Consider the following 24,668-nt stretch of genomic DNA (forward strand, 5'->3'; position numbering starts at 1 on the left):
GGGCCCCGCCCCGCGCCCCGGGGGCGATGCCTGGCCCGGTGGGGCTACGGGGCCGGAGGGGCCGTGGTTTGGGGGGTGGTGGGGGGCGGGGGGTCGTCCGTGGTGGCGTACCAGGCGCCTGCGCCTATCGCGGCGGCGAGCGCCGCCCCCGCCGCCCCGAGGGCGATCCGGCGGCGCCGTGTCGTGGTGCGGTGCCGGGCCGAGCCGGGCCGTGCGGTGCCGGCCGCGCGGGGGGCCCGGGCGGTGCCCAGGGCGCCGCCCGCCAGCTCCTCGGGGCCGGGGACGCGCATGGAGGTGTGGGTGTCGCGGTTGGCGTCGGCGGAGGTGGCGCCGGGGACCAGGGGGACGGCGCCGCGCCGCGGGGCGCGCGGCCGGGGCTCCTGCGGGGGCTCCTCGCGGGCGTCCGCGCCCTGCGGCTCCGCGTCCGGCTCGTCGACGTCCAGGGGCGGGATGCCCGCGAGCAGCGGGAGCTGCTCGCGGAGGCGGGCCGCCAGCTCGGAGGCGCGCAGCCGGGACGCGGGCGCCTTGGCCAGGCACTGGACCATGAGCTGCCAGAGCTCTTCGGGGATGCCGGGCAGGGGGACGACGGTCTCGGTGACGTGGCGGCGCAGGACCGCGCCGGGGTGGCCGCCGCCGAAGGGCGTGAAGCCCGCGAGGAGCTCGTAGAGGACGGTCGCGAGGGCGTAGATGTCGACGGCCGCGCGCGGGGGCAGGCCCTCGATGATCTCGGGCGCCAGATAGTCCGGCGTACCGATGATCTTCGTGGCGCGGGTCCGGCGCGGGGTGTCGATGAGTTTGGCGACGCCGAAGTCCGTCAGGAGGGCCGGGTGGGCGCCGCCGGGGCCGAGGGGGCCCTGCATGTCCAGGAGTACGTTCTCGGGCTTGACGTCGCGGTGCACGATTCCGGCGGCGTGCGCGGCGGCCAGGGCGTCGGCGACGTCCGCGACGATGGCGACGGCGGCCTCGGGGGCGAGGCGGCGCTCGCGCTCCAGGCGGGTGCGCAGGTCGGTGCCGCGGACGAGGTCCATGACGAGCGCGAGGTCGTTGCCGTCGACCACGAGGTCGTGGACGCCCACCACGCGCGCGTGGTCGAGGCTCAGCAGCGCCGTGCGCTCCTGGACGAAGCGGCCGACCAGCTCCTGGTCGGAGGCCAGGTCCTCGCGCAACAGCTTGATGGCGACGGGCCCCTCGGGCCCTTCGCCGAGCCACACCGTGCCGGCGCTGCCACGGCCCAGGATCTGATGGGCGGTGTACCGGCTGCCGATCTTGCGTGCCAAGACTGCTCCTACGGATGTGTGTTGGCGTCAAAAGTACGCGTCCGTGACGCCAACCTTCACTCCGGGAGCGGAAATCACCCCTCAGATGTCGACAAATCCCCTGGGTCGTGCAGGGGTTGCCGCACCGGGGCCCGGACCGGGGTCCGGGCCCGCCCTCATCCGTTGATCTTCGAGCTCCACTCCGAGAGCTTGTTCCAGACGTCCTGGAGCTGGTCCCAGTACCCCTTCGTGGTGCCGATCCAGTCCTGGAGCGGGCTCAGCTCCCAGACCAGCCAGCTCGCGACGAACAGGATGACGAGGACGACCAGGCAGCCCTTGAGGCAGCCGAGGCCCGGGATCTTCGTCGGGTTCGCGCTGCGCTGGCGGCGCTGCCGGGGCTCGGGCTGGGGCGCCTGCGGCTGCTGGGGAGCCGGAGCGGGCGCGGGCGCGTACGGCTGCGGCTGATGCTGCGGCGCGTAGGGCTGGGGCTGGTGCTGCGGCGCGTACTGCTGCTGGGGCGGGTACGGCTGCGGCTGGTGCTGGGGGGCGTACGGCTGCGGCTGCGGCGGTCGCTGCTGGGGGCGGGCGACCTGGCGCTGCGGGCGGCGGCGCAGCGGGTCCTGGCTGGGGTCCAGGTGCTGCACCTGCGTCTGGTCGTTGCGGTCGCGGGCAGCGCGCATCTGGCTCTGCCAGGGGTGCGGGTCGTCCGGGCCCTGGCCGGGGCCCACGGGGGGCATGACGGCCGTGGGGTCGGCGCCCTGGGGGCCGCCGGTGTGCGGCATGACGCTCGTGGCCGCGGCCGGGTCGTAGGCGCCGGGGGCGCCCGAGGTGTGCGGCAGGACCTGCGTGGGGTCGGCCGCGCCGGGGGTGCCCGGCACGGGCGCGGGCGCCGGGTCGGGCGCGAGCAGCGCGGCGACGCCCTCGGCCGCGGCGATCTGCGCGGCGGAGGCGTGCACGCCGATGCCGTCGGCGACGGTGCGCAGGGCGCGCGCCAGGTTCTCGGCGCTGGGGCGGCGGTCCGGGTCCTTGCTCAGGCAGCGCTCGATGACCGTCCACAAGGGGTCGGGGACGGTGGAGGGGCGGCGCGGCTCGGCGCTCAGGTGCTGGTGCAGGACTTCGAGGGCGGAGCCGCCTGCGAACGGCGGGCGGCCGGTGACCAGCTCGTACAGCAGGATGCCGGCCCCGTAGATGTCGACCGCGCTGGTCTGCGGGCGGCCCTCGGCGGACTCCGGCGCGACGTACGCGGGCGTGCCGACGAACTCCTGGGTGCGGGTGAGGCCCGGGGAGTCGGCGAGGCGGGCGATGCCGAAGTCCGTGAGCATCGGGTGCATGCCGTCGGCGTCCTGCTTGACCAGGACGTTCGCGGGCTTCAGATCGCGGTGGACCACGCCGTCGGCGTGGCTCGCGGCCAGCGCGTCGGCGATCTGCGCGGTGAGCAGGGCGGCGGCGGCCGGGGTGAACGGGCCGTTCTCGCGCAGGTACTTGTGCAGGTCCGGGCCCTCGACCAGGTCCATGACGAGGGCGAGCAGATCGCCTTCGACGACGAGGTCGCGGGTGCGGACGATGTTCGGGTGCGTCAGGCGGAGCAGGACGGAGCGCTCCCTGAGGAAGCGCATCACGACGTCCGCGTCGTTCGCGAGCTCCTCCTTGAGGACCTTGATCGCGACGGTCTCGCCGGGCTGGCCGGGGACGGCCGCCTCGGCACCCGCGGTCTCCCGCTGGCGGGCTCGCCAGACGGTGCCCGTGGCGCCGCGCCCGAGCGGCTCCTCGAGCAGGTACTTGCTGCCTACCGGCCGCACGTCATGCGCTCCCTGCTGGAATCTGACTGTTCCGACTGTTCTGCTGGCCTGAACTGGATCTGACTGGATCTGGTGGTGCTGGCCGGATCCGGCCGATCTGGATGATCCGCCCGATCCGGTCTGGCTCTGTGGTCCTGGGCTCCCGGTGACCCGGGGATCCCGGTCGGCCCCGCCGCGATGGGCGTTCCGACCCACTGTAGTGCCGCCGGACGGGGCACCGGACGACGATCTTGCCAGTGGTCGCCGACCGTGCGGACCTTTGTTCGCAGGGAAGACGCGCTACCAGGGCCGTTGGTTGCCGACGCCCCCGGACCGGGGTCCGAAAGGGGCTCCGGAAGGGGTTCCGGTAGGGGCTCGGCAGGGGGCCGTGCGGGAGGTTCCGTCCTTGTTCCTTCCTCGTTCCTTCCTCGTGGGGTGACGATTTTCCTTCTGGCCCGCTTCCCGCACTTTTCCGGGCACGTTTCCGTACAGAGGCGACCAATCAAGATCACTTACGGGTGGGGGGCGGGCGTGTTGTCAGTGGCAGGTGCGAGGATGCTTTCGTACTGGCCGACGTGCCCGTGTGCGGTGGGGGGAATCACAGCGCGAGTCCCCGTGCCGGGCGCCCAGCGCAGAAGGGACCGCTGACGGCATGCAGATCCGGCTGACCGTCCTCGGGCCGCGTGGCGGCCAGACCGAGCCGGGGGGACGCCCCGCGGCGACCTGCGACGTGCTCGTCACCGCGCCCGCCGGGACCGCGCTCGCCGCCGTCGCCTCAGGCCTCGCCGCCGCCGTCGCCGCGGGCGAAGGCCCCGCCGTCCTCTACGCGGAGTCGGAGCGCCTCGACCTCCAGCGCTGCACGCTCGGCGAGCCCCCGCTGGTCGACGGTGCGGTGCTGTGCGTGGGCACCCCCGCGGAGCCGGGCCCCGAGCTCGCGGACGCCGCCGCCCAGCTGCACGTCGTCGCCGGTCCGGACGCGGGCGGCGTGCACCTCTTGCACGGCGGCCAGATCCGCGTCGGCCGCTCCGCGCAGGCCGACGTGCCCCTGGACGACCCGGACGTGTCCCGGCTGCACTGCGCGGTCACGCTCGACCCGGACGGCCGCGTCACGGTCACGGACCTCGGCTCGACGAACGGCACGGCGGTGGACGGCCGCGCCCTCACCGACCGGCCGGTGCGGCTCGCCTCCGGCTCGCTCCTGCGCATCGGCGAGTCCGTGCTCCGCCTGACCACCGGCAGCGGCATGGGCGGCGTCCTCGACACCGCGGCGGACGGCGAGGGTCACGTGCGCGTGCGGGTCGCCGGAGAAGCAGAAGGAGCGGCCGGCGGAGCGGACGGCGCGACCGTGGCCGGTACGGGGGCCGTGGGGGGCGCAGGGGCCGCGTGGGGCGCCAGAGCCGCGGCAGGCGCCGCGGAGGGCTCCGGGGCGCCGGGGGTGTCCGGCTTCCCGACCGCACCGGGTGCGCAGGCCGCGCCCCCTTCCCACGGCTTTCCCGGTTCCCCCGCCCGCCCGGCCGCCTCCGGAGACGGTGTGACGCAGCACGCCTTCGGGACCGCCGAATGGAGTGCCTCCGGAGGCAGCGGGGACGGGGCGGGCGGGGTCGCGGAGTCTCCCGTGGTGCCCCGGCAGGGCGGTGCGCCCGACGCCGAGCGGAGCCGGACCGGCACCCCCGCGCGCGGGACGCCCCTGCCGCGCGGCCTGCGCAAGCGCGGCGGCCTCTCCGCCTGGGCCCGGCGGCTGACCGGCGGGCGCGGCGACGAGACGGCACGCGAGCACGGGGCGTACGACGAGGTGTACGACGGCCCGCAGGGCCCGGGAGCGCATGAGGAGTGGGACGACGGCGCGCCGCTCCCGGAGCCGGTGCCCGAGGCGTGGCCCGACGCGGCGGCGCTGCTCCTGACGGCGCTCGGCCCCGGGACGCGGCTGTGGGAGCGCGGGCCCGGACACCCCGAGGCGCTCGCGGTGCGCCTCGGCACGGTCGACCGGGCGGCGCCCGGACAGAGCGCGCTGCTGCCCGCCGTGCCGGTGACGGTGAGCCTCGGGGAGACGGGTGCGCTCGGGCTCGCCGGGCCGCGCGAGCGGCTCGCGGGTCTCGCCCGGTCTGTGCTCGCGCAGCTGGCCGCGCTGCACTCCCCCACGGACCTGGAGATCGTGCTGATCAGCACGGACCGCGCGCGGACGCCGGGCGCGCGGGCCGAGGAGTGGGCCTGGCTCGGCTGGCTGCCGCACCTGCGGCCCGCACACGGCCAGGACTGTCGGCTGCTGCTCGCGTACGACCGCGAGCAGGCGGCGGCGCGCACCGCCGAGCTGCTGCGCCGCCTGGACGAGCCGGAGCCGGCCGCGGCGGGCCCCGGCGAGACCCCGGTGGAGGAGCGGACGAAGGCGGTGTCCGGGCCGCGCACGGTCGTGGTCGTCGACGGCGACCCCGGCTCCGCCGCGCTGCGGGAGGCCGCCGTGCGGCTCGCGCGGGACGGCGGCAAGGCCGGGATCCACGTCGTGTGCCTGGCCGAGACCGCCGCGGCCTCGCCCTCGTCGCCGGTGACGGAGACGTACGAGGCGGCGTGCTCGGTGTCGCCCGCCTTCCGCGCCTGCGGTGCGGTCGCGCTGCTCAGCGGTGACGTGGCGACGGCCCTGCGGGTGCTGCGCGCGGCCGACGGACAGCCCGCGGGGCACGGCACGGTCGCCGTGGTGGACGCCGTCTCCGCGGCCTGGGCGCAGCGCTTCGCGCGAGCGCTCGCCCCGCTGCGGCCCGACGGCACGGGCGGCGGGCACGCGCGCGTGGCGACGCCGCTGCCGCAAGCCGCGCGGCTCCTGGACGAGTTGGGGCTCGCCCGGGCCACGCCCGCCTCGCTGATGGCGCGGTGGGCGGCCGCCGGGGACGACGCGAGCGCCCTCGGCGGGCGGGCCTGGGCAGTGCTCGGCGCGGGCGCGCGCGGGCCCGTCGTGGTGGACCTCGCCGCGGACGGGCCGCACCTGCTGGTGGCCGGGCCGCCCGGCAGCGGGCGCACGGAGCTGCTGCGGTCGGTCGCCGCGTCCCTGGCCGCCGCCGAGCGGCCCGACCGGCTCGGCGTCGTCCTCGTCGACGGCGGGGTCGATGGGCGGGACGGTGGCGCGGCGGGCGGCACCGGTGCGGGCGAGCGGCCCGGCGAAGGGCTGCGGGCCTGCACGGACCTCCCCCACGTCGGTACGCACCTCGCCGCCAACGACCCCGTGCGGATGCGGGAGTTCGCCCAGTCCCTCACCGCGGAGCTGAAGCGGCGGGCCGAGCTGCTCGGACGCCAGGGCTTCGCCGAGTGGCACACGGGGCGGGCCGTGGCCGGGCGGATCGTGGCGCCTCGGGGGGCTCCCGACGCCGAGCCCGGCGGAGCCGTCGGAGCTGCCGGGTCCGTCGGGGCCGTCGGTGCCGGGGACATCGAGGTGCCGAGCAGCGCGACGCTGCGGCTGCGGCCGCCCGGAGCCGGGGCGCGGCCCGAGCCGGGCCCGCCGCTCGCGCGGCTCGTCGTGGTCGTCGACGACTACGACTCCCTGCTCGCGCCCGCGCTTGGTTCGCCCGGGCGGCCCGCCGCCGGGTCCGTCGTACGGGCGCTCGACGCGGTGGCGCGGGACGGGGAGCGGCTCGGGGTGCATCTGGTGGCCGCCGTGCGGGGCGCCGAGCGCGTGGCCGAGACCGAGGTGGGGCGGCGGGCCGGGCTCCAGGTCACGCTGGACGCGCCTGGGGGTGAGGTGGACGACGCCGCGCCCGGGCGGGGGGTGCTGGCCGGGGCCGATGGCCGGGTAACCGCGTTCCAGGCGGGCCGGGTCACGGGGCGCATCCCCCGTACGGCGACGCTGCGGCCCACCGTGGTCCCCCTGGAGTGGGACCGCATGGGGGATCCCCCCACGCGCCGCCCCGTCCGCGAACTGGGCAACGGGCCGACGGACTTGGCGCTCCTTGCCAGTGCGCTGGATCGTGCGGCGCGGGAGGTCGCCGCCGACCAGGTGCCGTCCCTGCTGTGACGCCGGGCTGCGCCCGCCGCATCTGGGGCAGCCCAGGCCCCACAGCTGAGCGGCGCCTGCGTGCTGTGCCCACCCGGCCCGCGGGACGATTGCCCACAGCAGGGACAGGAGCCATGGAACTGACCGTCACAACGGCATCACGATAGGCGACTTGACAGCGTAGGCCGTCTTGCCGCCCCACGTCCCCGGGCGTAGACAGACCGGAACGGGACTGTCAGGGGAAGAGAACGGGGCAGTGATGCGCAGCACTCTTCGTACACGGACGACCGGCAGGATGGTGGCCGCCACGGCGGTGGGCGCCCTCGCACTGGGCCTCACCGCGTGCGGCGGTGACGACGACAAGGACGACGACGGGAACGGCAAGGGCGGCGGCAAGAAGGAGACCGCAGCCACCGTTCAACTGCCCAAGCTTGACGGGCAGAAGCTGTCGGTCGCGGCGGTGTGGGGCGGCGCGGAGCGCAAGGTGTTCCTCAGGGTCCTCGACGAGTTCGAGGAGCGGACGGGCGCCGACGTGTCGTTCGTGCCCGCGCAGGAGCCGATCATCAGCTTCCTCGCGTCGAAGGTGGCGGGTGGCGAACCCCCGGACGTGGCGATGCTGCCGCAGGTCGGCGCGGTGAAGCAGGCCGTGGAGAAGAAGTGGGCCAAGCCTCTCGGCGCGGCGGCGCAGAAGGAGCTGGACGAGAACTACGCGCGGGGCTGGAAGGACCTCGGGTCCGTCGGCGGCAAGCAGTACGGCGTGTACTTCAAGGCGGCCAACAAGTCGTTGGTCTGGTACAACACCAAGGTCTTCGAGAACGCGGGCGTCGAAGAGCCCAAGACCTGGGACGAGTTCATGAAGACCGCCCAGACGGTCTACGACTCGGGGGTCGCGCCCGTGTCCGTGGGCGGCGCGGAGGCCTGGACGCTCACCGACTGGTTCGAGAACGTCTACCTCTCGCAGGCGGGCCCCGAGAAGTACGACCAGCTCGCCCAGCACAAGATCAAGTGGACGGATCCGTCGGTCAAGGAGGCCCTGACGACGCTCGGCGGGCTCTTCGGGAAGAAGGGGTTCGTCGCCGGGGGCGCGGACGGCGCACTCCAGACGGAGTTTCCCGCGTCGGTGAAGCAGACGTTCGTCGGCGGCGACCAGCCGAAGGCGGGCATGGTCTTCGAGGGCGACATGGTGTCCCTTTCGATCTCCGAGACGAAGGCGAAGGTCGGCACGGACGCGAAGGTGTTCCCGTTCCCGGCGGTCGGGAAGGCGTCCCCCGCGGTCGTCGGCGGTGACGCCGCGGTCGCCCTGAAGGACGGCGAGGGCGCGCAGGCCCTGCTCACGTTCCTGGCCTCGCCGGACGCGGCGAAGATCTGGGCGGAGGCGGGCGGCTTCGTGTCGCCGAACAAGAACCTGGACCTGGCCGCGTACCCGAACGACGTGCAGCGCGGCATCGCCAAGGCGCTCATCGCGGCCGGCGACGACATCCGCTTCGACATGTCCGACCAGGCGCCCCCCGCCTTCGGCGGCACGCCCGGCAAGGGCGAGTGGAAGGCGCTCCAGGACTTCCTGAAGAACCCGAAGAACGTCGCGGGCACCCAGCGCACGCTGGAGGACGCGGCGGCCAAGGCGTACCCGAAGAGCTGACGGGGCGATGACGACTCCGGACGCCGGGGGCACCGCAGCGGTGCCCCCGGCCAGGCCGACGGCGCGCACGTCCACGACCGGCCCCCGCGGCTCCGGTCCCCGCAGGAGCGTCACCCGCACGCGCAAGTCGGTGGCGGTCCTCTTCCTGCTGCCCGCCCTGGTGCTGCTCGGCGCGCTCGTGCTGTATCCGATCGGGTTCTCGGTCCTGCGCAGCTTCTTCGACACGGGCGGCGACTTCGCGGGCGTCGACAACTACGAGACGATGTTCGAGGACGACGGGATCCGTACCGCGGTCAAGAACACGGCGATCTGGGTGGTGTTCGCGCCCGCCGTGGCGACGGCGCTCGGCCTGATCTTCGCCGTGCTCACCGAACGGGTGCGCTGGAGCACGGCGTTCAAGATCGTGATCTTCATGCCGATGGCGATCTCGATGCTGGCGGCGGGGATCATCTTCCGGCTGGTGTACGAGGCGAACCCCGACCGCGGGGTCGCCAACGCCGTGTGGGTGGGCGTGCACGACACGTTCGCCGAGTCGTCGCACTTCCCGAGCGGGCACCTCGCCGCGAGGTCCCCGATGAAGGAGGCGGGCGGCGGCGCCTTCGTCACCCGCGAGCCCGTGCGCGCCGGGCAGCCGGTGGTCCTGCCGCTGACCGGCGTACCGCCCGGCAAGATGCCCGACGACGCGAAGCCGGCGAAGCCCGCCGCGGCCGAGCCCGGCAAGGTCACCGGCACGGCCTGGCAGGACTTCACCCGCGGCAAGGGCCGCGGCGGGGTCAACGTCCCGGACGCCGTCGAGCTCGGCTACCCGGGCATCAAGATCGAAGCGGTCAAGGACGGCGAGGTCGTGGCCTCCACGACGGCGGCGGACGACGGCACCTTCGCCCTGCCGAAGGAGGCCGACGGGGCGCTGCTCCGCTACCCCGCGGCGAACTTCCGGCAGCCGTACGACGGCGTGAACTGGCTCGGCCCCTCGCTCATCACGCCCGCCGTCATCGGCAGCTACGTGTGGATGTGGGCCGGGTTCGCGATGGTGCTCATCGCCGCGGGCCTGGCGAGCGTGCCGCGCGAACTCCTGGAGGCGGCGCGCGTGGACGGCGCCAACGAGTGGCAGGTGTTCCGCCGCGTGACGGTGCCGCTGCTCGCGCCCGTCCTCGCGGTGGTCCTGGTCACGCTGATGATCAACGTGATGAAGATCTTCGACCTGGTCTTCGTGATTCCGCCGGGCTCCTCCAAGGACGAGGCGAACGTCCTCGCCGTGCAGCTCTACAACTCGGCCTTCGGGGACCAGAACGACGGTGTGGCGAGCGCGATCGCGGTGCTGCTCTTCCTCCTCGTGATCCCGGTGATGTGGTTCAACATGCGGCGGCTGCGACGGGAGGCGAAGCGATGAGCACGCACACTCGGGCCGCCGCGGGAACGGGTGCGGTGAAGGCCGGGCAGTCGCTCGGCGGGCGGATCGCCGCCCTGCTCAGCGGCACGGCCGTACGGGTCTTCCTCGTCCTCGTCGGCCTGTTCTGGCTGGTGCCCACGCTCGGCCTGCTGCTCGGCTCGCTGCGCACCAAGGAGGACATGAGCGAGACCGGCTGGTGGAAGGTCTTCGGCGCGCCCTCGCAGCTGACCTTCGACAACTACTCCAGCCTCCTGAAGGACGAGACGATCACCGACTCGATCCTGACGAGCGTGTCCATCACCGTCCCGGCGACGCTGCTCGTCGTGGTGATCGGCTCGCTCGCCGGGTACGCGTTCGCGTGGATGGAGTTCCCGGGCCGCGACTGGTGGTTCCTCGGCGTGGTGGGGCTGCTCGTGGTGCCGGTGCAGGTGGCGCTCGTCCCGGTGTCTGACCTCTTCGGCAAGATCGGGATCTTCGAGACGACGACGGGCGTGGTGCTCTTCCACACCGCCTTCGGACTGCCGTTCGCGATCTTCCTCCTGCGGAACTTCTTCGCGGAGATCCCCCGCGAGCTGCTGGAGGCCGCCCGTCTGGACGGCGCCGGTGAGCTGCGACTCTTCGTCCGCGTGGTGATGCCCCTTGGCGCGCCCGCGATCGCCTCGCTCGGCATCTTCCAGTTCCTGTGGGTGTGGAACGACATGCTGATCGCACTGATCTTCGCGGACGCGGGCAGCCCGCCGATCACGGTGGCGCTCCAGCAGCAGGTGCGGTTCTTCGGGGACAACGTGCAGATCCTCGCGCCCGGCGCGTTCATCTCGATGGTGATCCCGCTGGCCGTGTTCTTCGCGTTCCAACGGCAGTTCGTGTCCGGCGTGATGGCGGGCGCCGTCAAGTGAGCACGCGCACGCGCCCGCGCGCCCGGGGCCCCCGGGAAGATCAACTGCCTTGTCGGTAGCGCCACTTGGGTGACGGGGGGCGGTCCGGCACCGGATCGTCCCCTTTCCGTCCGCTTGACGGGTGTCCCCCGATGGGGACACCTCCGCGTAACCAGATCACCTCACCGGGCGTTCCCGGGCAGAGTGCCCGCGCCGACCCATGGATGTGCCGTGCCCCGGTTCAGTGTCATCGTCCCCGCGTACCAGGTGCAGGCGTATCTGCACGAGTGCCTGTCGTCCGTACTGGAACAGAGCTTCGCGGACTGGGAGCTGATCGCGGTCGAGGACCGCTCGCCGGACGGCTGCGCCGCGATCATCGACGAGTTCGCGGGCCGGGACGCCCGCGTCAGGGCCGTCCACCTGGACGAGAACGTGGGCCTCGGCCGCGCGCGGAACGCGGGCATGGAGCACGCCACCGGCGACTACCTGATCTTCCTCGACGCCGACGACAGCATGGCGCCCGGCTCCCTCCAGGCCATCGCCGACCGGCTGAAGGAGACCGGCGAGCCGGACGTCCTGGTCTACGACTACGAGCGGACGTACTGGACGGGCGAGCGGGTGCGCAACCAGCTCGCGCACCTGCTCCACGAGGACGGCCCCGCCCCCTTCGAACTCGCCGACAGGAGCGGCCTGCTGCGGCTGCTCATGGTCGCCTGGAACAAGGCGCACCGCCGCGAGTTCGTCGAGCGGGTGGGCCTGACGTTCCCGTCCGGCACCTACGAGGACGCGCCGTGGACGTACCCGCTGATGATGTCGGCGAAGTCCATCGCGACGCTCGACCGGGTGTGCGTGCGCTACCGGCAGCGGCGGCGCGGCGGGATCCTCGGCACGGCGAGCCGCGCGCACTTCGACGTCTTCGACCAGTACGAGCGGGTGTTCGCCTTCCTCGACGCGCGCCCCAACCTGCCGGAGGCGTGGCGGGCCCTGGTCTTCCGGCGCATGGTCGACCACCTGCTGGCCATCTACTCCCGGCCGGAGCGGCTTCCGCACGACAGCCGCGCCGAGTTCCTGCGCCGGGCGCGCGCCCACTACCGCCGCTTCCGCGTCCCGGGCTCCCGGCCGCGCGCGGGCGCCCGGCTGCGGCACGTCCTGGTGCGGCTCGGCTCGCACCGCGCGTACCAGGTCCTCCGGTCCGTGCACCGGTTCGGCACGAGGGCCGCGCGGTACGCCACCGGGGTGCTGGGCCGCGCCCGGGGGTCCCTGCTGCGGCTGCACTACCGGATCCAGCTGCGGCGTCCGGTGCGCGCGGACCTGGCGGTGTTCACGGCGGGCGACGGGCGGGGGCACAGCGGCGACCCGGGCGCCCTCGAGGCCGCGTTCCGCGAGCACGCGCCGCACGTGCGCACCGCGTGGCTCGCCGCGCCCGCGCACCACCACACCGTCCCGGCCGCGACCCACCGGCTCACGCCCGGCACCGCCGCGGCCTGGACGGCCCTGGCGCGCGCCGCGTACCTGGTGAGCGACGCCGGGTTCGACCGCGGCCTGGTCAAGCGCCCCGGGCAGCTCGTCGTGCAGACCCACCGGGGCACGCCGCTGCGGCACGAGGGCGCCGACCTCCTGGAGCGCCCGGCGGCCGCCCGCGGCACGGACGTCGCCGCGCGGCTGCGCGACGCCGACACCTGGGACTACGTCCTGTCCCCCAACCGCCACGCGACCCTCGCGGGCGAGCGGGCGTACCCGGCGACGTACACGACTCTTGAGTACGGCTGTCCGCGCAACGACCGCTACCAGCGCACCACCGCCGCCGAGGTGGCGCGGATCCGCGAGAGCCTCGGCGTGCGCCCCGGCACGACGGCGATCCTGTACGCGCCGGAGTACCGCGACTACCGGCGCACCCAGCGGCTCGGTGTCGACCTGGAGCGGCTCCTGCGCCGCCTCGGCCCCCGCTTCACGGTCCTGGTGCACGCCCCGCACGCCGCCGCGGAGCCGCTGCCCGACGACCTCACCGGCCGGTGCGTCGACGTGTCCGGCGCACCGGACGCGGGGCGGCTGTGCCTGGCGGCGGACGCGCTCGTCACGGACTACTCGTCGCTGATGTTCGACTACGCGAACCTGGACCGGCCGATCGTCCTGCACGCCGACGACTGGGAGGCGTACGAGGCGGCCCGCGGCACCTACTTCGACGTGCGCGCCTTCCCGCCGGGCGCGGTGGCGCGCGGCGAGGACGAGCTGGCCGACATCTTCGCGTCGGGGCACTGGCGGGGCTCGCGCTCGGCCCAGCTGCGGCGGGCCTTCCGGGAGCGGTTCTGCCCCTACGACGACGGGGGCGCGGCGGAGCGCGTCGTGCGCCGGGTGGTGCTCGGGGAGAAGGTCCCGTTGCCCGCGGTCGTGCCGCTGGCGGAGCGGCGCCCCACGCCGGCGGCGGGTCCTGAGGGCGCCCGCGCGTCCGGGGCCGAGGACTCCGGGGGCGCGCGGACGGCCGCGCTCCTGTCCCAGCGCACTCCCCCCAACTCCAGGATCTGAGCCGGGCGGCGGCCTTCCGCGTGCCGCCCGTGGGCCGGGGCCCGGAGCGGGCAAAGTGGGGCGATGCAGACCTTTCTCACCGGGGGGCTGGTACGGCGGGCGCGGCGGGTCCGGTTCCGGGCCGAGCGGGCCGTCGCGGGCAGACAGGCCGTGGAGCGGCACGCGGCCGCCGCGCCGCTGCTCACCGCGACCGTCAGCCTGCGCGACGCCGCCGAGGGCGCGGCGGGCGCCGGGCCCGTCCTGGGCGAGGGCGTCTGGCGGCTCACGGTCGAGACGACCGGGGCCGACGGCCGCGTACGGCGTGCGGGGCTCGCCGTCAACGAGGCGCCGGGGCCGCCGACCCCGACGCTCCCGTACGCCCCGCATCCGCGCACCGGCACGCTCCTGCGCCTGGTGCGCTGTCGCGGCGGACGGGCCGCGGTGCAGGTCACGGGGGCGCGGCCGCGCGCGGAGCTGGTGCGGTTCGAGCCGCGCGGGGACGGCATCACGGTGCACGGCCGGCTGGTCGCGGCCCGCGCGCCGGGGCGGGCGGCCGCCGTGCGGCGGCGGGACGGCCTGGCCGTGCCGGTGCGGCCCGAGTGGGACGGCGACCGGTTCCGCTTCGCGCTGCCGCTGGCGGCGATGGCCGGGGCGGGGCCCGGCCAGTGGGTGTGGGACTTCCGCGTCGGCGAACTGCCGCTGGGGCGCTGGCTGACCGACGTACGGGATCTGCCCGCGGCCTTCCCCACGCCGTTCCGGCTCGTCGCCCTTGAGGGCGGCGGTCTGGTGCGCGCGCATCCGCACGTCACCGCGTCCGGCGCGTTCGCCGTGACCTGTCTGGACCTGGGGCGGGACCTGGAGCAGAAGGAGACCTCATGAAGATCACGTACCTCCTCGGCTGGGGAGACGAGATGGGCGGCACCGAACTCGCCACGTACACCCAGGCGCTGCACCTCGCCGAGCGGCACGACGTGGAGGTCCTGTCGGTCTTCCGCACCAGGACCGAGCCGTTCTTCCCCGAGGCCCGGGGTCTCGCCGTGCGCTATCTGGTGGACCGCACGGTGACGCCCGAGCGGCCGGTGCGCGGCTCACGGCTCGACGAGGCCGCGTGCCGGGCGCTCGCCGCGCTGCCCAGCGAACTGATCGCGCCCGCCTGGGAGTCGGCGTTCGACCGGCTCGCGGACGTGGAGCTGACGGCCGCGCTCACAGGGCTTGACACGGACGTCCTGGTCACGACGACGCCCGCGCTGCTCGCCGCCGCCGTGCGGCTCGTGCCCGCGCGCGTGGTGACCGTGCACCAGGAGCACCGGCCGACCCAGCGGCGCGGCCCCTCCGGTGAGCCGCTGCTGCTCTTCGCGCCGCGCCTGGACGCCCTGGTGACGCTGACGGAGCGGACCCGGGAGTGGATCGCGGAGTCGTTGGGCGCGACGGCGCCGGAGCTCGCGGTGATCCCCAACGCGGTCCCCGACGGCTTCCGGCCGCGCGCCGACGGCGGCAGCAAGGTCATCGTGATGGCCGCGCGGCTCACCGGCGAGAAGCGGGTCGACCACGCGGTCCGCGCGTTCGCGCGGCTCGCCGACGCGCACCCGGACTGGAGCTTGCGGATCTTCGGCGGCGGCCACCGGGAGCCGAGCCTGCGCCGCCTGGTGGACGCCTTCGGCCTCCAGGACCGGGTCGAACTGCTCGGCCCGTGCCAAGACATGGCCGCCGAGTGGGCCAAGGCGGGCCTGACGCTGATGACGGCGGGCCACAACGAGGCGTTCCCGCTGGTCCTCCTCGAAGCCCTCGCGGCGGGCGTGCCGGTCGTCGCGTACGACGTCCTGACGGGGCCCGCCGAGATCGTGCGGCACCGCGTGGACGGCCTTCTCGTGCCGCCGGGCGAGATCGAGCAGCTGGCCACCGCCATGGCCGAGTTGATGTCCGACGACGTCACCCGGCTCGCGTACGCGCGGGCCGCCCGCGAGGGCGTGTACGCGCGCTTCTCGTCCGAGCGCGTGACCGCGCTGTGGGAGGAGCTGTACGCCCGGCTCGTCGCGGACCGCGACCGGCCGGAGCGGCTCGCGGAGCGCGCGGACCGGGTGGCGCTGGGCGTCGCCTCCGGCGGGCCGGGCTTCCGGCCGACCGCGCCGCACACGCTCGACGCGCCCGCGGCCCCCGACGAGCGGGCCCGCGAGGAGGAGATCCTGGCGGCCCACGACGGTCTGATCCGCTCGGTGGGGCGGCTCGCCGAGCAGCGCGACGACGTCCGCACCGCCCACATGACCGCCTGGAACCTGGAGCTGACCGCGGCCGCCCTGGACGCGCGGGACGTGCCGTACGTACTGGTGCGGACGAACGGCGGCTCGTCCGGGCACACCCTCGCCGTCGCCGACGACCACCGGGACGCCGCCCTGAAGGCGCTCGCCGAGGCGCTGCACGGCCGGGCCGTGTACGCCGAGCTTGTGGCGCCGCGCGACGCCGCGCCGGGCGTGGTGCTCGCCGAACGCCTCGACAGCGTCGGTGAGATGGCGGGCCTCAAGGTCTTCAAGCCGGTCACCACGACGACGCTCTCGCTGCGCCACGGCGTGCAGCAGGCGTGCACGGTGGCGTTCTGGACGCGGACCGGCGAGCCGGAGGGGAGCGGCCGTGCGTGGCGGGCCCCGTTCGGGAGCACGCTCGCCGGGGCGGAGCTGCCGTCCCTGACGCCCACCGCGCGGCTGCGGGTCGGCGAGCGGGAGTACCCGAGCGCGGAGGTGTTCACCCAGCTGCTCATGAAGGACGTCGACTTCCCCGTCGACGCCGTCTACACCTGGGTCGACGACTCCGACCCGGCCTGGCGCGCGGCCCGCGCCGCCGCCCTGGGCGGGCCCGGGGACGGCGCGTCGGCCGACACCGGCGCGGTCCGCTTCCGCAACCGCGACGAACTCCGGTACTCCCTGCGCTCCCTCGCGATGTACGCGCCGTGGGTGCGGCACGTGTACCTGGTGACGGCGGGCCAGGTCCCGGCCTGGCTGGACGGGGACCACCCGGGGCTCACGGTGGTCGACCACCGCGACCTGTTCGCGGACCCCGGCGGCTGTCTGCCGACGTTCAACTCGCACGCCATCGAGACCCAGCTGCACCGGATCGACGGCCTGTCGGAGCACTTCCTGTACTTCAACGACGACATGTTCCTCGGCCGCCCCACGACCCCGGACACGTTCTTCCTGCCCTCGGGGATCGCCCGGTTCTTCTGGTCGTCGGTGTCCGTGCCCGACCTGCCGGTGTCCGCCGCCGACGAGGGCTATCTGGCCGCCGCGAAGAACAACAGGGCGCTGCTGCGGCGCGACTTCGGCCGCACCGCGACGCACTGCCTGCTGCACGTGCCGTACGCGCTGCGGCGCGACGTCCTCGCGGAGCTGGCCGAGCGGTACGGCGACGAGCTCGCGGCGACCGCCCGCAACCCCTTCCGGGGCAACGGCGACCACTCCGTCGTCTCGTCGCTGTACCAGCACTACGCGTATCTGACGGGCCGGGCCGTGCCCGGCTCGCTCGCGTACGACTTCGTGGACATCGCCGCGCGCGCCGACCACGCCCGGCTCGGCCAGCTGCTCCAGTCCCGCAACAAGACCGCGTTCTGCGTCGGCGAGACGCCCGGCGGCGACGTGTCGGACGAGGAGACGGCCCTCGCCCTGCGGGCGTTCCTCACGGCCTACTTCCCGATCCGCTCGCCGTACGAACGGGCCGGTGCCTGAGAGGGCCTCAGGCCGCTGAGAGCTCGATGCCGTGGGCGAAGAGTGCGGCCTGGACGCGGTTGTCCACGCCGCACTTCGCGTACACGGCGCTGATGTACGACTTGACGGTCCCGGCGCTGAGGCCGAGCCGCCGGCCGATCTGCTGGTTCGTCAGGCCCTCGCCGACCAGCGCGAGGACCTCGCGCTCGCGCAGGGACAGCGGCGCCCCGCCGTGCGCGTCGCGCGCCTCGGCGCGGGGGGTGGTGGCGCCGGTGCGGTGGATCCACGCGGCGGGCAGCACCGCGGCCCCGGAGGCGAGGGTGTGCACGGCGTGCGCGAGGGCGCGGACGTCGGCGTCCTCCGGGAGGTAGCCCGAGACGCCCGGGGGCACGCCCACGACGGTGGGCCGGGTGACGGCGGCCTCGCCGAGCAGCGCGACGGGGACGCGGGGCGGTTCGCTGCCTCTGACCGCGTCGAGCAGCCGGTCGATGCCGGGCAGGGAACGCGACGCCAGGACGACCGAGTCCGGCGCGGTCCGCACCCACGCGAGCACTCCGTCGACGTCTCCGAATGAGGTGACCGTGAAGTCCCCGGCTTCCGCGAGGGACTGCGCGAGCCCCCTGCGGATCAACGGGTGGTGGTGCGCGACCGTCACGTTCAGCATGGGCTCCCCCGAGCGATCCATTTAGTCAAGAAGTCGTCAATATGTGGTCGGGCTTCAACCTACCCCAGCGGCGCCGCGTTGACGTGCGGCGATGCGCTCGTATGAGCCCGCAGCCAACTCCTGGGCCTATGTCCGGATTTGACACCCCTACGCTTCGGTAACTGCCGAACGGCCCCGTCAACAGGCAGTAGGGCGCCCCAGGGATCCCACACAAGATCGTTACTGGGTCCGGCGCTCTCGCCGGCCCGGGAACCGGACGTGCCCGCCCCGCGCCAATCGGGGCGGGCACGCGTCCGATCGTAATGAATCGATCCAAAGGAACACGCGACATGAACCGCTCGGCCACCCGCCGTCCCCTGACCACCGCCGCCGTCGCCGCCACCGTCTTCGGCGCCTTCATGGTGGCCGCCACGGCCACCCCGTTCTTCCTGAAGAACGTGCTCAACATGAGCAAGGACTCCGCCTCGGTCGTCTACCAGTCGATCATGACCGGCATGGACGTCGCCTCGGCGATCGGCCTGGTCTCCGGCGGCCTGGCCGTCGGCTCCGTGATCATCTGGGGCGTCAAGCAGGCCATCAAGAAGGGCGGCAAGAAGGCCGTCATCGCCTAAGTCCCGAGGCAGCGCATCCGGCCGGGACCCCGCAGCCGCGGGGTCCCGGCGGGACCGACCGGTGGCACCAGACGACGCGGAGACACAGGGGCAATGGATACGACGACCGGGCCGATCGCCCGGCCCACGGCCATGGGCAGCTGGAAGTCCGCGACCGCGGGGCTCTTCCGGCGGCAGTGGCCCGCCGTGATCAGCGGCGCCCTCCTGTGGCTCGCCGCGTTCGGCGCGGGCTGGTGGTTCGCGCCCGCGGACCCGACCGGGGTGAGCCGTGCCCCCAAGCAGGCCGACTGGGGCCTGTTCGCGGAGATCCTCGCGCGGAACGTCGGCGTCTCCGCGGCCCTCTTCCTCGGCGTCGCCACGCTCGGCGTGATGACGATCCCGCTCACCCTCCTGACCGGGACGCTCGCCGGTTACTACTGGGGCCAGGGCAGCGCCGTCCTCGGCACCCAGGGCGTCGTACGGCACCTGCTGCCGCACATGCCGCTCGAACTGGCCTGTCTCGCGCTCGCCGCGGCGGCCGGTCTGGTGCCCCTGGTGACGTGGGCGCGCGCCGGACTCGGGCGGCGGCCCGCGCGTGAGGTGACCGCGCGGGGCCGGTTCGGCTTCCAGGACGCGTGCCTGCTGTGGGGCGTGTCCCTGGCGGGCCTGACGGTGGCGGCGGCGATCGAGACCTGGGTGAGCACGTGACGGCGGGGGCGCCGGGGATGAACGGGGCTTCTGGGGCGACCGGGGCTTCCACGGCTGGCGGGGCCGCCGTGGGCAGTGGGGCTTCCACGGCTGGCGAGGCCGCCACCGCAGGTGGGTGCTCCGGAGCTGGTGGGGGATCCACCAGGAGCGAAACTTCCACGGCCGGTGGGGCGCCCCCAGCCACCGGCACACCCGCGGCCGGCGGCGCATCCGCGGGTGGAGCGGTGCCCGTGGGCGGTGGGGCGTTCAGCACCGCCGAGACTTCTGAGACGGACGGCACGATCGGGATGGGACGGGCAGCATGACCGGGACGACCAGTACCACCAGGACGACCGGCGCGGCGGGCCTGCCCGCCTACGGAGACGACGCCCCCGACGGCCTCGGCGCCGCCGCGGCCCCCGCCTCCGGCGCCCGCGCGGGGTCCGCGCCCGGCTCCTTCGGCCAGGGCCTGCTGACCCGGCGCGGTCACGCCCTGGGCGTGAGCGCGCTGATCGTCGCCACGGCCGGGTTCAGCGTGCCGCTGTGGGGCGAGATCCACGACAAGGTCGTGGAGCGCGTCGACACCGCGTCCGAGGGCGCCATCGGCATCGGCACCAGCATCGCCTGGTGCACCAGCCTGCTCGCCAACGTCCTGACGCTCGGCCTGCTCGGCGTCCTCGTGGGCGCGCTCGGCGCGGTCGCCACGCGGCACCTGCCGCTGCCCGGCGACGTCCAGGGCGCGGGCGGGGCAGACGACTTCACCCGGCTGCGGCGGGCGTTCACGCTCGGCTGGGCAGCCTTCGTCCTCGCCAAGCTCACCGCCTGGACCGCGGCGGGCCTCGCGCTCGGCCACGACGTGTCGCGGGCCGTGCCCACGGTGACGCACCTCGACGCCTGGCTGCCCCTGCTGCCCTGCGCGCTGCTGCTCGCGGCCCGCGCCGCCGGGTCCGCGTGGCCGCGCGCCGCCGCGACCGCCGCCGCAGTCACCGCCGCCTACGCCACCGCGCTCTGGCTGCTCCCCTCCTGAGTCCTCCCCGCCCCCCCCCCACGCACCGCCCCGGAGAACCATGCTGCACCGCCTCTTCTTCGCCACCCTGGGAAACCCCCGGCTCCTCCAGTTCGCGCTGCGCTGCTGGACCGTGGTGGTGGACGGCATCGCCCGGCCCGGGGTGCGGATCGCGGGCGGGGTGCTCGCGGCGGCGGCCGGGGTGTGCGCGGTGGCCTACTTCGCCGCGTTCCGGGCCACGGCCGACGCGACGCGGCGGGCCGTCGAGGCCTCGGCCGACCTGAGCGGCGACCCCGACGACGTGATGGGCGTCCTCCAGCTGCTCAGCGTCGTCTGGCTGGTCAGCGGCGTCGTGCTGCTGACCGTCGGCCTGCTGGTCGCCGTGGCCCGCTGGGGCAGCGTCCTGATGATCGTCGGCGGGGTGCTGTGGTGGGCGCCGCTCGGCGTCCTCGCGCTGTACCTGCCGTCCGCGACGGCGCCCAAGCTGCTCGCCGTGGCCTTCGTCGCGCTGATCGTGCCCGCCACCGTGCTCTGCCCCGCCGAACGGTTCGGCGGGGCCCGCGCCGGTGAGGCGGCATGACGGCCCGCCCGGGCGGCAGCTGGCCGCGCACCGTCCACGCCCTGTGGCTCGCCGACACCCGGCGGCGCCTCAACCTCCTCGCCGGTACGGGCCCTTCGGCGCGGCGCCGCCGGAGCGCCGCGCGCGTCGTCGTCTGCGCGGGCGCGGCCGCGGTGCTCGGCACCCTCGTCGTGCTCGGCCGCACCCTCGGCGTCCTGGCGCCGCCGGGCCCCGCAGTCCGTACGGACCTGGCCACGTGGACCTGGACGCCCGTGGCCCTGTGGTTCCTCTTCCAGCTCTTCAGCGCGGAACCGGCGAAGGCCCGCGCCCTGGTGAGCCCGCCCGACGCGAGCGTGCTGCGGACGCTTCCGGTGTCCCGCGCCCAGCTGGTGACCGCCCGGCTCGTCGTCCCGGCCGCCGGGATCGCGCTCGGCCTGCTCACCGCCGCGGCCGCGATCGCCGTGCCGTGGCTCGCGGCCGGGGCCGAGGGGCGCGCCGCCCTGCCGGTCCTCGCGGTGCACGCGGCGGGCGCGGCGGCGAGCGGCGTCGCGCTGCGCGTGGCCCTGGTGACGGCGCTCATGGTGCGCGTGGTGCGCGTGCCGCAGCTGCCGCGCCTGGCCGTCGCCCTGGTGGGCGGGGGCCTGGTCGGCGTCGTGGCCGCGCCGTTCGTGCGCGCGCTCGGGGGCGGCTCGGGGCCCTCCGAACAGGACGTGGCCCGGCTCCTCGGGGACGCCGTGACGGCCTCGCGTCCCCAGCTGTGGACGGAGCTGCACGAGCCGGGCGCCCTCGCCCCGGCCGCCGCCGGGTACACCGCGCTCACCCTGCTCCTCGCCGCCTTCGCCGTGCTGCGGGTGCGGGCCACCGTCCGCCGCGACGCGACCGCGACCGCGGGTTCGACCACCCGCGCGGCCACCGGCGCCACCGGGGCCTGGCCCGCGTCGCCGTACCGCGCGGTGTGGCGCGTGACCTGGCTGCGGCTGCTCCGCGGGCACCCGGAGACCGTGGGCGGCCTGCTGCGGCTCCAGCGGTTCGGCGCGTTCGCCGGAGCGGTCTGCGCGGCCGTCGTGGTGACGAACGGTCAGCCGGTGTGGCAGCTGCCCCCGGCCGCCGTCGGCGCCCTGTTCGTGGCGGTCGCGCTGATCACGACGAGCGAGGTCGTGCAGGTCTGCGGCATCGAGGCGGACCGGGAGTGCTGGGACGCGCTGCGCCAGTCGCCGCGCCCCACCGGCGCCTGGGCGGCGGCGAAGGCGTGGGCGGCCACCGCCGCGGTCGGCGCGGCCATCGGCCCGTTCGCGCTGGGCGCGGCCGCGCTGTGCGGCGTGCGGGGCGCGGCGGCCTGGACCCAGACCCTGCTCGCGCTCGCCGCCGTGGCCTGCGGCGCGGGCTGCGCCACGGTCCTCACGTATTTCTGCGTGCCGCGCGCCGAGACGTTCGCCGACGGCCGGGTGACGCGGGCCCCGGCCGCGGACGTCACCGAGGGCGTGTTCGTGGCCCTGCTCACCGTGCCGGTCACGGCGGGCGCGGGGCTCTGCCAGGCCCTCGCCGACGGCACGGCGGCCCGGCTCGCGCACGCCGTGCTGCTCGCCGCCGCGCTCGCGGGCGCCTGGGCCGTACTGCGCGCCGTCGCCGCCCGCGACCTCGCAGGGCCCAAGGCGGCGCCCGCCGCCCCGGCGCCCGCCGACTCCTCCGCCCGCCAGCAGAAAGCCGGAGCGCTCCAGTGATAGACATCGACGACCTCGTCGTCCGCCGGGGCACGGCGGACGTCCTCAGCGGCCTGACCGCCCGCGTCGCGCCGGGCGAAGCCGTCCGCGTCGCCGGGCCGAACGGCAGCGGCAAGAGCACGCTCCTGCGGGTGCTCGCCGGGCTCACCGCGCCCGACTCGGGCCGCGTCACCGTCGACGGGCGGGCGCCCGGCGACCCCGCGGTGCGGGCCCTGCGCGGCTATGTGCAGGAGCCGCCGCCGCTGTACGAGCACCTCACCGCGGCCGAGCAGCTGGGCTTCACCGCGGGCGTGTGGGGCGTGCCCGCGGGTGAGCTGCGCGAGCGCGCGGCGGCCCTCGGGCTCGGCGAGCGGCTCGACGTGCTCGTCGGCGAACTCTCCCTCGGCCAGCGCAAGAAGCTCGGCTACGTCTGCGCGACCGCGCACGCGCCCCGGCTCGTGCTGCTGGACGAGCCGTTCAACGGCCTGGACGCGGCCGCCGAGGGCGCCGTGCGCGCGGACCTCGCCCGGTGGCGGTCCGAGGGCCGCACGCTCGTCGTCGTCTCGCACTCCGACACCTCGGTCGCGGGCCTGGTGGACCGCACCCTGACCCTGGAGGCCGCCGCGTGATCGAGGTCAAGGACCTGGTCAAGTCCTACGGCGGCCGGCGCGTCCTGGACGGCCTGTCGTTCACGGCCGCGCCCGGGAGCGTCACCGCGTTCCTCGGGCCCAACGGCGCGGGCAAGAGCACCACGCTGCGGATGGTCCTCGGCCTCGGCACCCCGGACGCGGGCAGCGCCCTGGTGCGCGGCGTGCCGTACGCGCGGCTGCGCGACCCGCTGCGCACGGTGGGCGCGCTGCTCGACGCCTCGGCCTGCCACCCGGCGCGCAGCCCCCGCGCCCACCTCGCCTGGCTGGCGCGCACGCACCGCATCCCCGCGGCCCGGGTGGACGAGGTCCTCGGCCTGGTGGGCCTCGCGACGGCCGCGCGCCGGCCCGTGCGCGGCTTCTCGCTCGGCATGCGGCAGCGGCTCGGCATCGCGGTGGCGCTGCTCGGCGACCCCGAGGTGCTGCTCCTCGACGAGCCCATGAACGGCCTGGACCCGGAGGGCATCCAGTGGCTGCGCCGACTCCTGCGCGCCCTGGCCGACGAGGGCCGTACGGTCCTGGTCTCCAGCCACCTCATGCACGAGATGGCGGTCACCGCCGACCACGTCCTGGTGATCGGCCGGGGCCGGGTGCTCGCCGACGGGGACATGGCCGCGCTCCTGACGGCGGGGCAGGACGCGGTCCGCCTGGTGTCGCCGCGGCTCGACGCGCTCGCGCCCGCCCTGCGCGCCGAAGGCGCCGACGTGGCGTACGACGACGCGCCGGACACCGCGACGGTGACGGGCCTGACCGGCGCCCGCATCGGGGACATCGCCGCCGCGCACGCCTGGAGCGTGCACGAACTCACCCCCGTACGGCCGTCGTTGGAGGAGGCGTACCTGCGGCTCACCGCGCGCGCCGCCGAGTACCGCGCGACCGCTCCCGCGACCGACGCCCCCCGGAAGGAGGCGGTAGCCCATGCGTGACCTGCTCGCCGCCGAATGGATCAAGCTCCGCTCGGTGCGCTCCACCTGGACCCTGCTCGCGCTCGGCAGCGCGCTCACCATCGCCGTGGGGCTGCTGTTCTGCGCCCTGATCGGCCCCGAGTACCGGGCCGCGGACGCCGGGCGGCAGCGCGAACTCGACCCGGTGGGGCTGACGTTCACGGGCCTGCAGTTCGGGCAGGTGCCGCTGGTGATCCTCGCGGTCCTCGCCGTCGGCAACGAGTACGGCACCGGCATGATCCGCACCACCCTCGCCGCGGTGCCCCGGCGGGGCCTCTTCCTCTCCGCCAAGCTCGCCCTGCTCGGCCTCGCGGGGGTCGCCTGGGGTCTTGCCACCGGCGCGGTGACGCTGCTCTCGGGGAGCGCGGTGCTCGGCGCGGGCCTTCCGCTGAGCGGCGAGGGCGTGCGCGCCGTGGCCGGCGCGGGGGTCTATGCCGGGTTGCTCGCCGTCCTTTCCGGTGCCCTTACGTTCATGGTGCGGCGGTCCATGACCGCGCTCGGGGTGCTCCTTCCGCTGCTGTTCGTTGTCTCCGGGGTCATGGCTACGGCGCCTCGGTTGCGGCCGCTCGCCCGGTTGCTGCCGGACCGGGCCGGGCTGCGGTTGATGCAGGGGCATCAAGACGCGGGCGACCTGACCCCCTTGGCCGGTGGTGGGGTGCTGCTTCTGTGGGTTGTGCTGGCTGTTGTGGTTGCGCGGTTCGTTCTGCGGCGTCAGGAGTGTTAGCGGCTGCGGGTTGTATGTGGTTGTTCGCGCCCACGCGGC

General features: G+C 75.3%; 18 protein-coding genes. 15 read left to right on the top strand and 3 right to left on the bottom strand.

Features of this window, described 5'->3' with window-relative positions; translation table 11 throughout:
* Window positions 1-44: 44 nt before the first annotated feature.
* Window positions 45-1,277 (bottom strand): serine/threonine-protein kinase, encoded by a 1,233-nt coding sequence (locus IG74_RS0139420; protein ID WP_030687417.1) that lies wholly within the window; start codon window positions 1,275-1,277, stop codon window positions 45-47.
* A 155-nt stretch (window positions 1,278-1,432) separates the two neighbouring features.
* On the bottom strand, window positions 1,433-3,055 hold the full coding sequence (locus IG74_RS0139425) for a serine/threonine-protein kinase (RefSeq protein ID WP_030687419.1): 1,623 nt from the start codon (window positions 3,053-3,055) through the stop codon (window positions 1,433-1,435).
* A gap of 631 nt (window positions 3,056-3,686) precedes the next feature.
* Between IG74_RS0139425 and IG74_RS0139430 the strand changes: the two genes are divergently transcribed.
* The 7 genes from IG74_RS0139430 (at window position 3,687) to IG74_RS0139460 (ending at window position 17,129) form a co-directional block, all read left to right on the top strand.
* Window positions 3,687-7,031: an FHA domain-containing protein gene (locus tag IG74_RS0139430; protein WP_030687421.1), complete on the top strand. Its 3,345-nt coding sequence runs from the start codon at window positions 3,687-3,689 to the stop codon at window positions 7,029-7,031.
* Between the two features lie 238 nt (window positions 7,032-7,269).
* Window positions 7,270-8,649 carry an ABC transporter substrate-binding protein gene (locus IG74_RS0139435; RefSeq protein WP_030687423.1) on the top strand — a complete coding sequence of 460 codons (1,380 nt, stop codon included), beginning with the start codon at window positions 7,270-7,272 and terminating at the stop codon, window positions 8,647-8,649.
* A gap of 7 nt (window positions 8,650-8,656) precedes the next feature.
* On the top strand, window positions 8,657-10,039 hold the full coding sequence (locus IG74_RS0139440) for a carbohydrate ABC transporter permease (RefSeq protein WP_030687426.1): 1,383 nt from the start codon (window positions 8,657-8,659) through the stop codon (window positions 10,037-10,039).
* The gene (locus tag IG74_RS0139445) at window positions 10,036-10,935 is read left to right on the top strand and encodes a carbohydrate ABC transporter permease (RefSeq protein ID WP_030687428.1); all 900 of its coding nucleotides are present in this window, start codon (window positions 10,036-10,038) and stop codon (window positions 10,933-10,935) included. Before IG74_RS0139440 ends, IG74_RS0139445 begins: the two co-directional genes overlap by 4 nt.
* 210 nt (window positions 10,936-11,145) lie before the next feature.
* Window positions 11,146-13,437, top strand: coding sequence for a bifunctional glycosyltransferase/CDP-glycerol:glycerophosphate glycerophosphotransferase (locus tag IG74_RS0139450; protein ID WP_051856342.1), 2,292 nt, complete (start codon window positions 11,146-11,148; stop codon window positions 13,435-13,437).
* Window positions 13,438-13,500: 63 nt separating this feature from the next.
* Window positions 13,501-14,295 (top strand): hypothetical protein, encoded by a 795-nt coding sequence (locus tag IG74_RS0139455; RefSeq protein WP_051856344.1) that lies wholly within the window; start codon window positions 13,501-13,503, stop codon window positions 14,293-14,295.
* Window positions 14,292-17,129 carry a stealth conserved region 3 domain-containing protein gene (locus IG74_RS0139460; protein ID WP_030687435.1) on the top strand — a complete coding sequence of 946 codons (2,838 nt, stop codon included), beginning with the start codon at window positions 14,292-14,294 and terminating at the stop codon, window positions 17,127-17,129. Before IG74_RS0139455 ends, IG74_RS0139460 begins: the two co-directional genes overlap by 4 nt.
* A gap of 7 nt (window positions 17,130-17,136) precedes the next feature.
* On the opposite strand, the gene IG74_RS46690 is transcribed toward IG74_RS0139460, so the two are convergent.
* A complete protein-coding gene (locus IG74_RS46690; RefSeq protein ID WP_037826862.1) occupies window positions 17,137-17,772 on the bottom strand; it encodes a response regulator transcription factor in 636 nt (211 codons plus the stop codon).
* 329 nt (window positions 17,773-18,101) lie between these two features.
* Between IG74_RS46690 and IG74_RS0139470 the strand changes: the two genes are divergently transcribed.
* From IG74_RS0139470 to IG74_RS0139505, 8 genes are all read left to right on the top strand, one after another.
* Window positions 18,102-18,383 carry a hypothetical protein gene (locus tag IG74_RS0139470; RefSeq protein WP_030687439.1) on the top strand — a complete coding sequence of 94 codons (282 nt, stop codon included), beginning with the start codon at window positions 18,102-18,104 and terminating at the stop codon, window positions 18,381-18,383.
* 93 nt (window positions 18,384-18,476) lie between these two features.
* A complete protein-coding gene (locus IG74_RS0139475) occupies window positions 18,477-19,070 on the top strand; it encodes a stage II sporulation protein M (RefSeq protein WP_030687441.1) in 594 nt (197 codons plus the stop codon).
* Window positions 19,071-19,371: 301 nt separating this feature from the next.
* Window positions 19,372-20,076, top strand: coding sequence for a hypothetical protein (locus tag IG74_RS0139480; protein WP_030687443.1), 705 nt, complete (start codon window positions 19,372-19,374; stop codon window positions 20,074-20,076).
* 40 nt (window positions 20,077-20,116) lie between these two features.
* On the top strand, window positions 20,117-20,635 hold the full coding sequence (locus tag IG74_RS0139485; RefSeq protein ID WP_030687445.1) for a hypothetical protein: 519 nt from the start codon (window positions 20,117-20,119) through the stop codon (window positions 20,633-20,635).
* Entirely contained in the window at window positions 20,632-22,335 is a 1,704-nt protein-coding gene (locus tag IG74_RS51510) for a hypothetical protein (RefSeq protein WP_030687447.1), read from the top strand. Before IG74_RS0139485 ends, IG74_RS51510 begins: the two co-directional genes overlap by 4 nt.
* Window positions 22,332-22,943, top strand: coding sequence for an ATP-binding cassette domain-containing protein (locus IG74_RS51515; protein WP_051856346.1), 612 nt, complete (start codon window positions 22,332-22,334; stop codon window positions 22,941-22,943). The genes IG74_RS51510 and IG74_RS51515 overlap by 4 nt, the downstream gene beginning before the upstream one ends.
* Window positions 22,940-23,887 (top strand): ABC transporter ATP-binding protein, encoded by a 948-nt coding sequence (locus IG74_RS0139500; protein WP_030687451.1) that lies wholly within the window; start codon window positions 22,940-22,942, stop codon window positions 23,885-23,887. Before IG74_RS51515 ends, IG74_RS0139500 begins: the two co-directional genes overlap by 4 nt.
* The gene (locus tag IG74_RS0139505; RefSeq protein ID WP_030687453.1) at window positions 23,880-24,629 is read left to right on the top strand and encodes an ABC transporter permease; all 750 of its coding nucleotides are present in this window, start codon (window positions 23,880-23,882) and stop codon (window positions 24,627-24,629) included. Before IG74_RS0139500 ends, IG74_RS0139505 begins: the two co-directional genes overlap by 8 nt.
* Window positions 24,630-24,668 lie beyond the last annotated feature (39 nt).

Source organism: Streptomyces sp. NRRL B-1347, from assembly GCF_000720325.1.
In the GTDB taxonomy this organism is placed as follows: Bacteria; Actinomycetota; Actinomycetes; order Streptomycetales; family Streptomycetaceae; genus Streptomyces.

Excerpts from the sequence above, each read along its gene's own strand:
- IG74_RS0139480 (WP_030687443.1), top strand. The coding sequence starts at position 19,372 with ATGACCGGGACGACCAGTACCACCAGGACGACCGGCGCGGCGGGCCTG.
- IG74_RS0139460 (WP_030687435.1), top strand. The coding sequence starts at position 14,292 with ATGAAGATCACGTACCTCCTCGGCTGGGGAGACGAGATGGGCGGCACC.
- IG74_RS0139485 (WP_030687445.1), top strand. The coding sequence starts at position 20,117 with ATGCTGCACCGCCTCTTCTTCGCCACCCTGGGAAACCCCCGGCTCCTC.
- IG74_RS0139445 (WP_030687428.1), top strand. The coding sequence starts at position 10,036 with ATGAGCACGCACACTCGGGCCGCCGCGGGAACGGGTGCGGTGAAGGCC.
- IG74_RS0139475 (WP_030687441.1), top strand. The coding sequence starts at position 18,477 with ATGGATACGACGACCGGGCCGATCGCCCGGCCCACGGCCATGGGCAGC.
- IG74_RS0139505 (WP_030687453.1), top strand. The coding sequence starts at position 23,880 with ATGCGTGACCTGCTCGCCGCCGAATGGATCAAGCTCCGCTCGGTGCGC.
- IG74_RS0139435 (WP_030687423.1), top strand. The coding sequence starts at position 7,270 with ATGCGCAGCACTCTTCGTACACGGACGACCGGCAGGATGGTGGCCGCC.
- IG74_RS46690 (WP_037826862.1), bottom strand. The coding sequence starts at position 17,772 with ATGCTGAACGTGACGGTCGCGCACCACCACCCGTTGATCCGCAGGGGG.
- IG74_RS0139440 (WP_030687426.1), top strand. The coding sequence starts at position 8,657 with ATGACGACTCCGGACGCCGGGGGCACCGCAGCGGTGCCCCCGGCCAGG.
- IG74_RS0139470 (WP_030687439.1), top strand. The coding sequence starts at position 18,102 with ATGAACCGCTCGGCCACCCGCCGTCCCCTGACCACCGCCGCCGTCGCC.
- IG74_RS51510 (WP_030687447.1), top strand. The coding sequence starts at position 20,632 with ATGACGGCCCGCCCGGGCGGCAGCTGGCCGCGCACCGTCCACGCCCTG.
- IG74_RS0139430 (WP_030687421.1), top strand. The coding sequence starts at position 3,687 with ATGCAGATCCGGCTGACCGTCCTCGGGCCGCGTGGCGGCCAGACCGAG.
- IG74_RS0139455 (WP_051856344.1), top strand. The coding sequence starts at position 13,501 with ATGCAGACCTTTCTCACCGGGGGGCTGGTACGGCGGGCGCGGCGGGTC.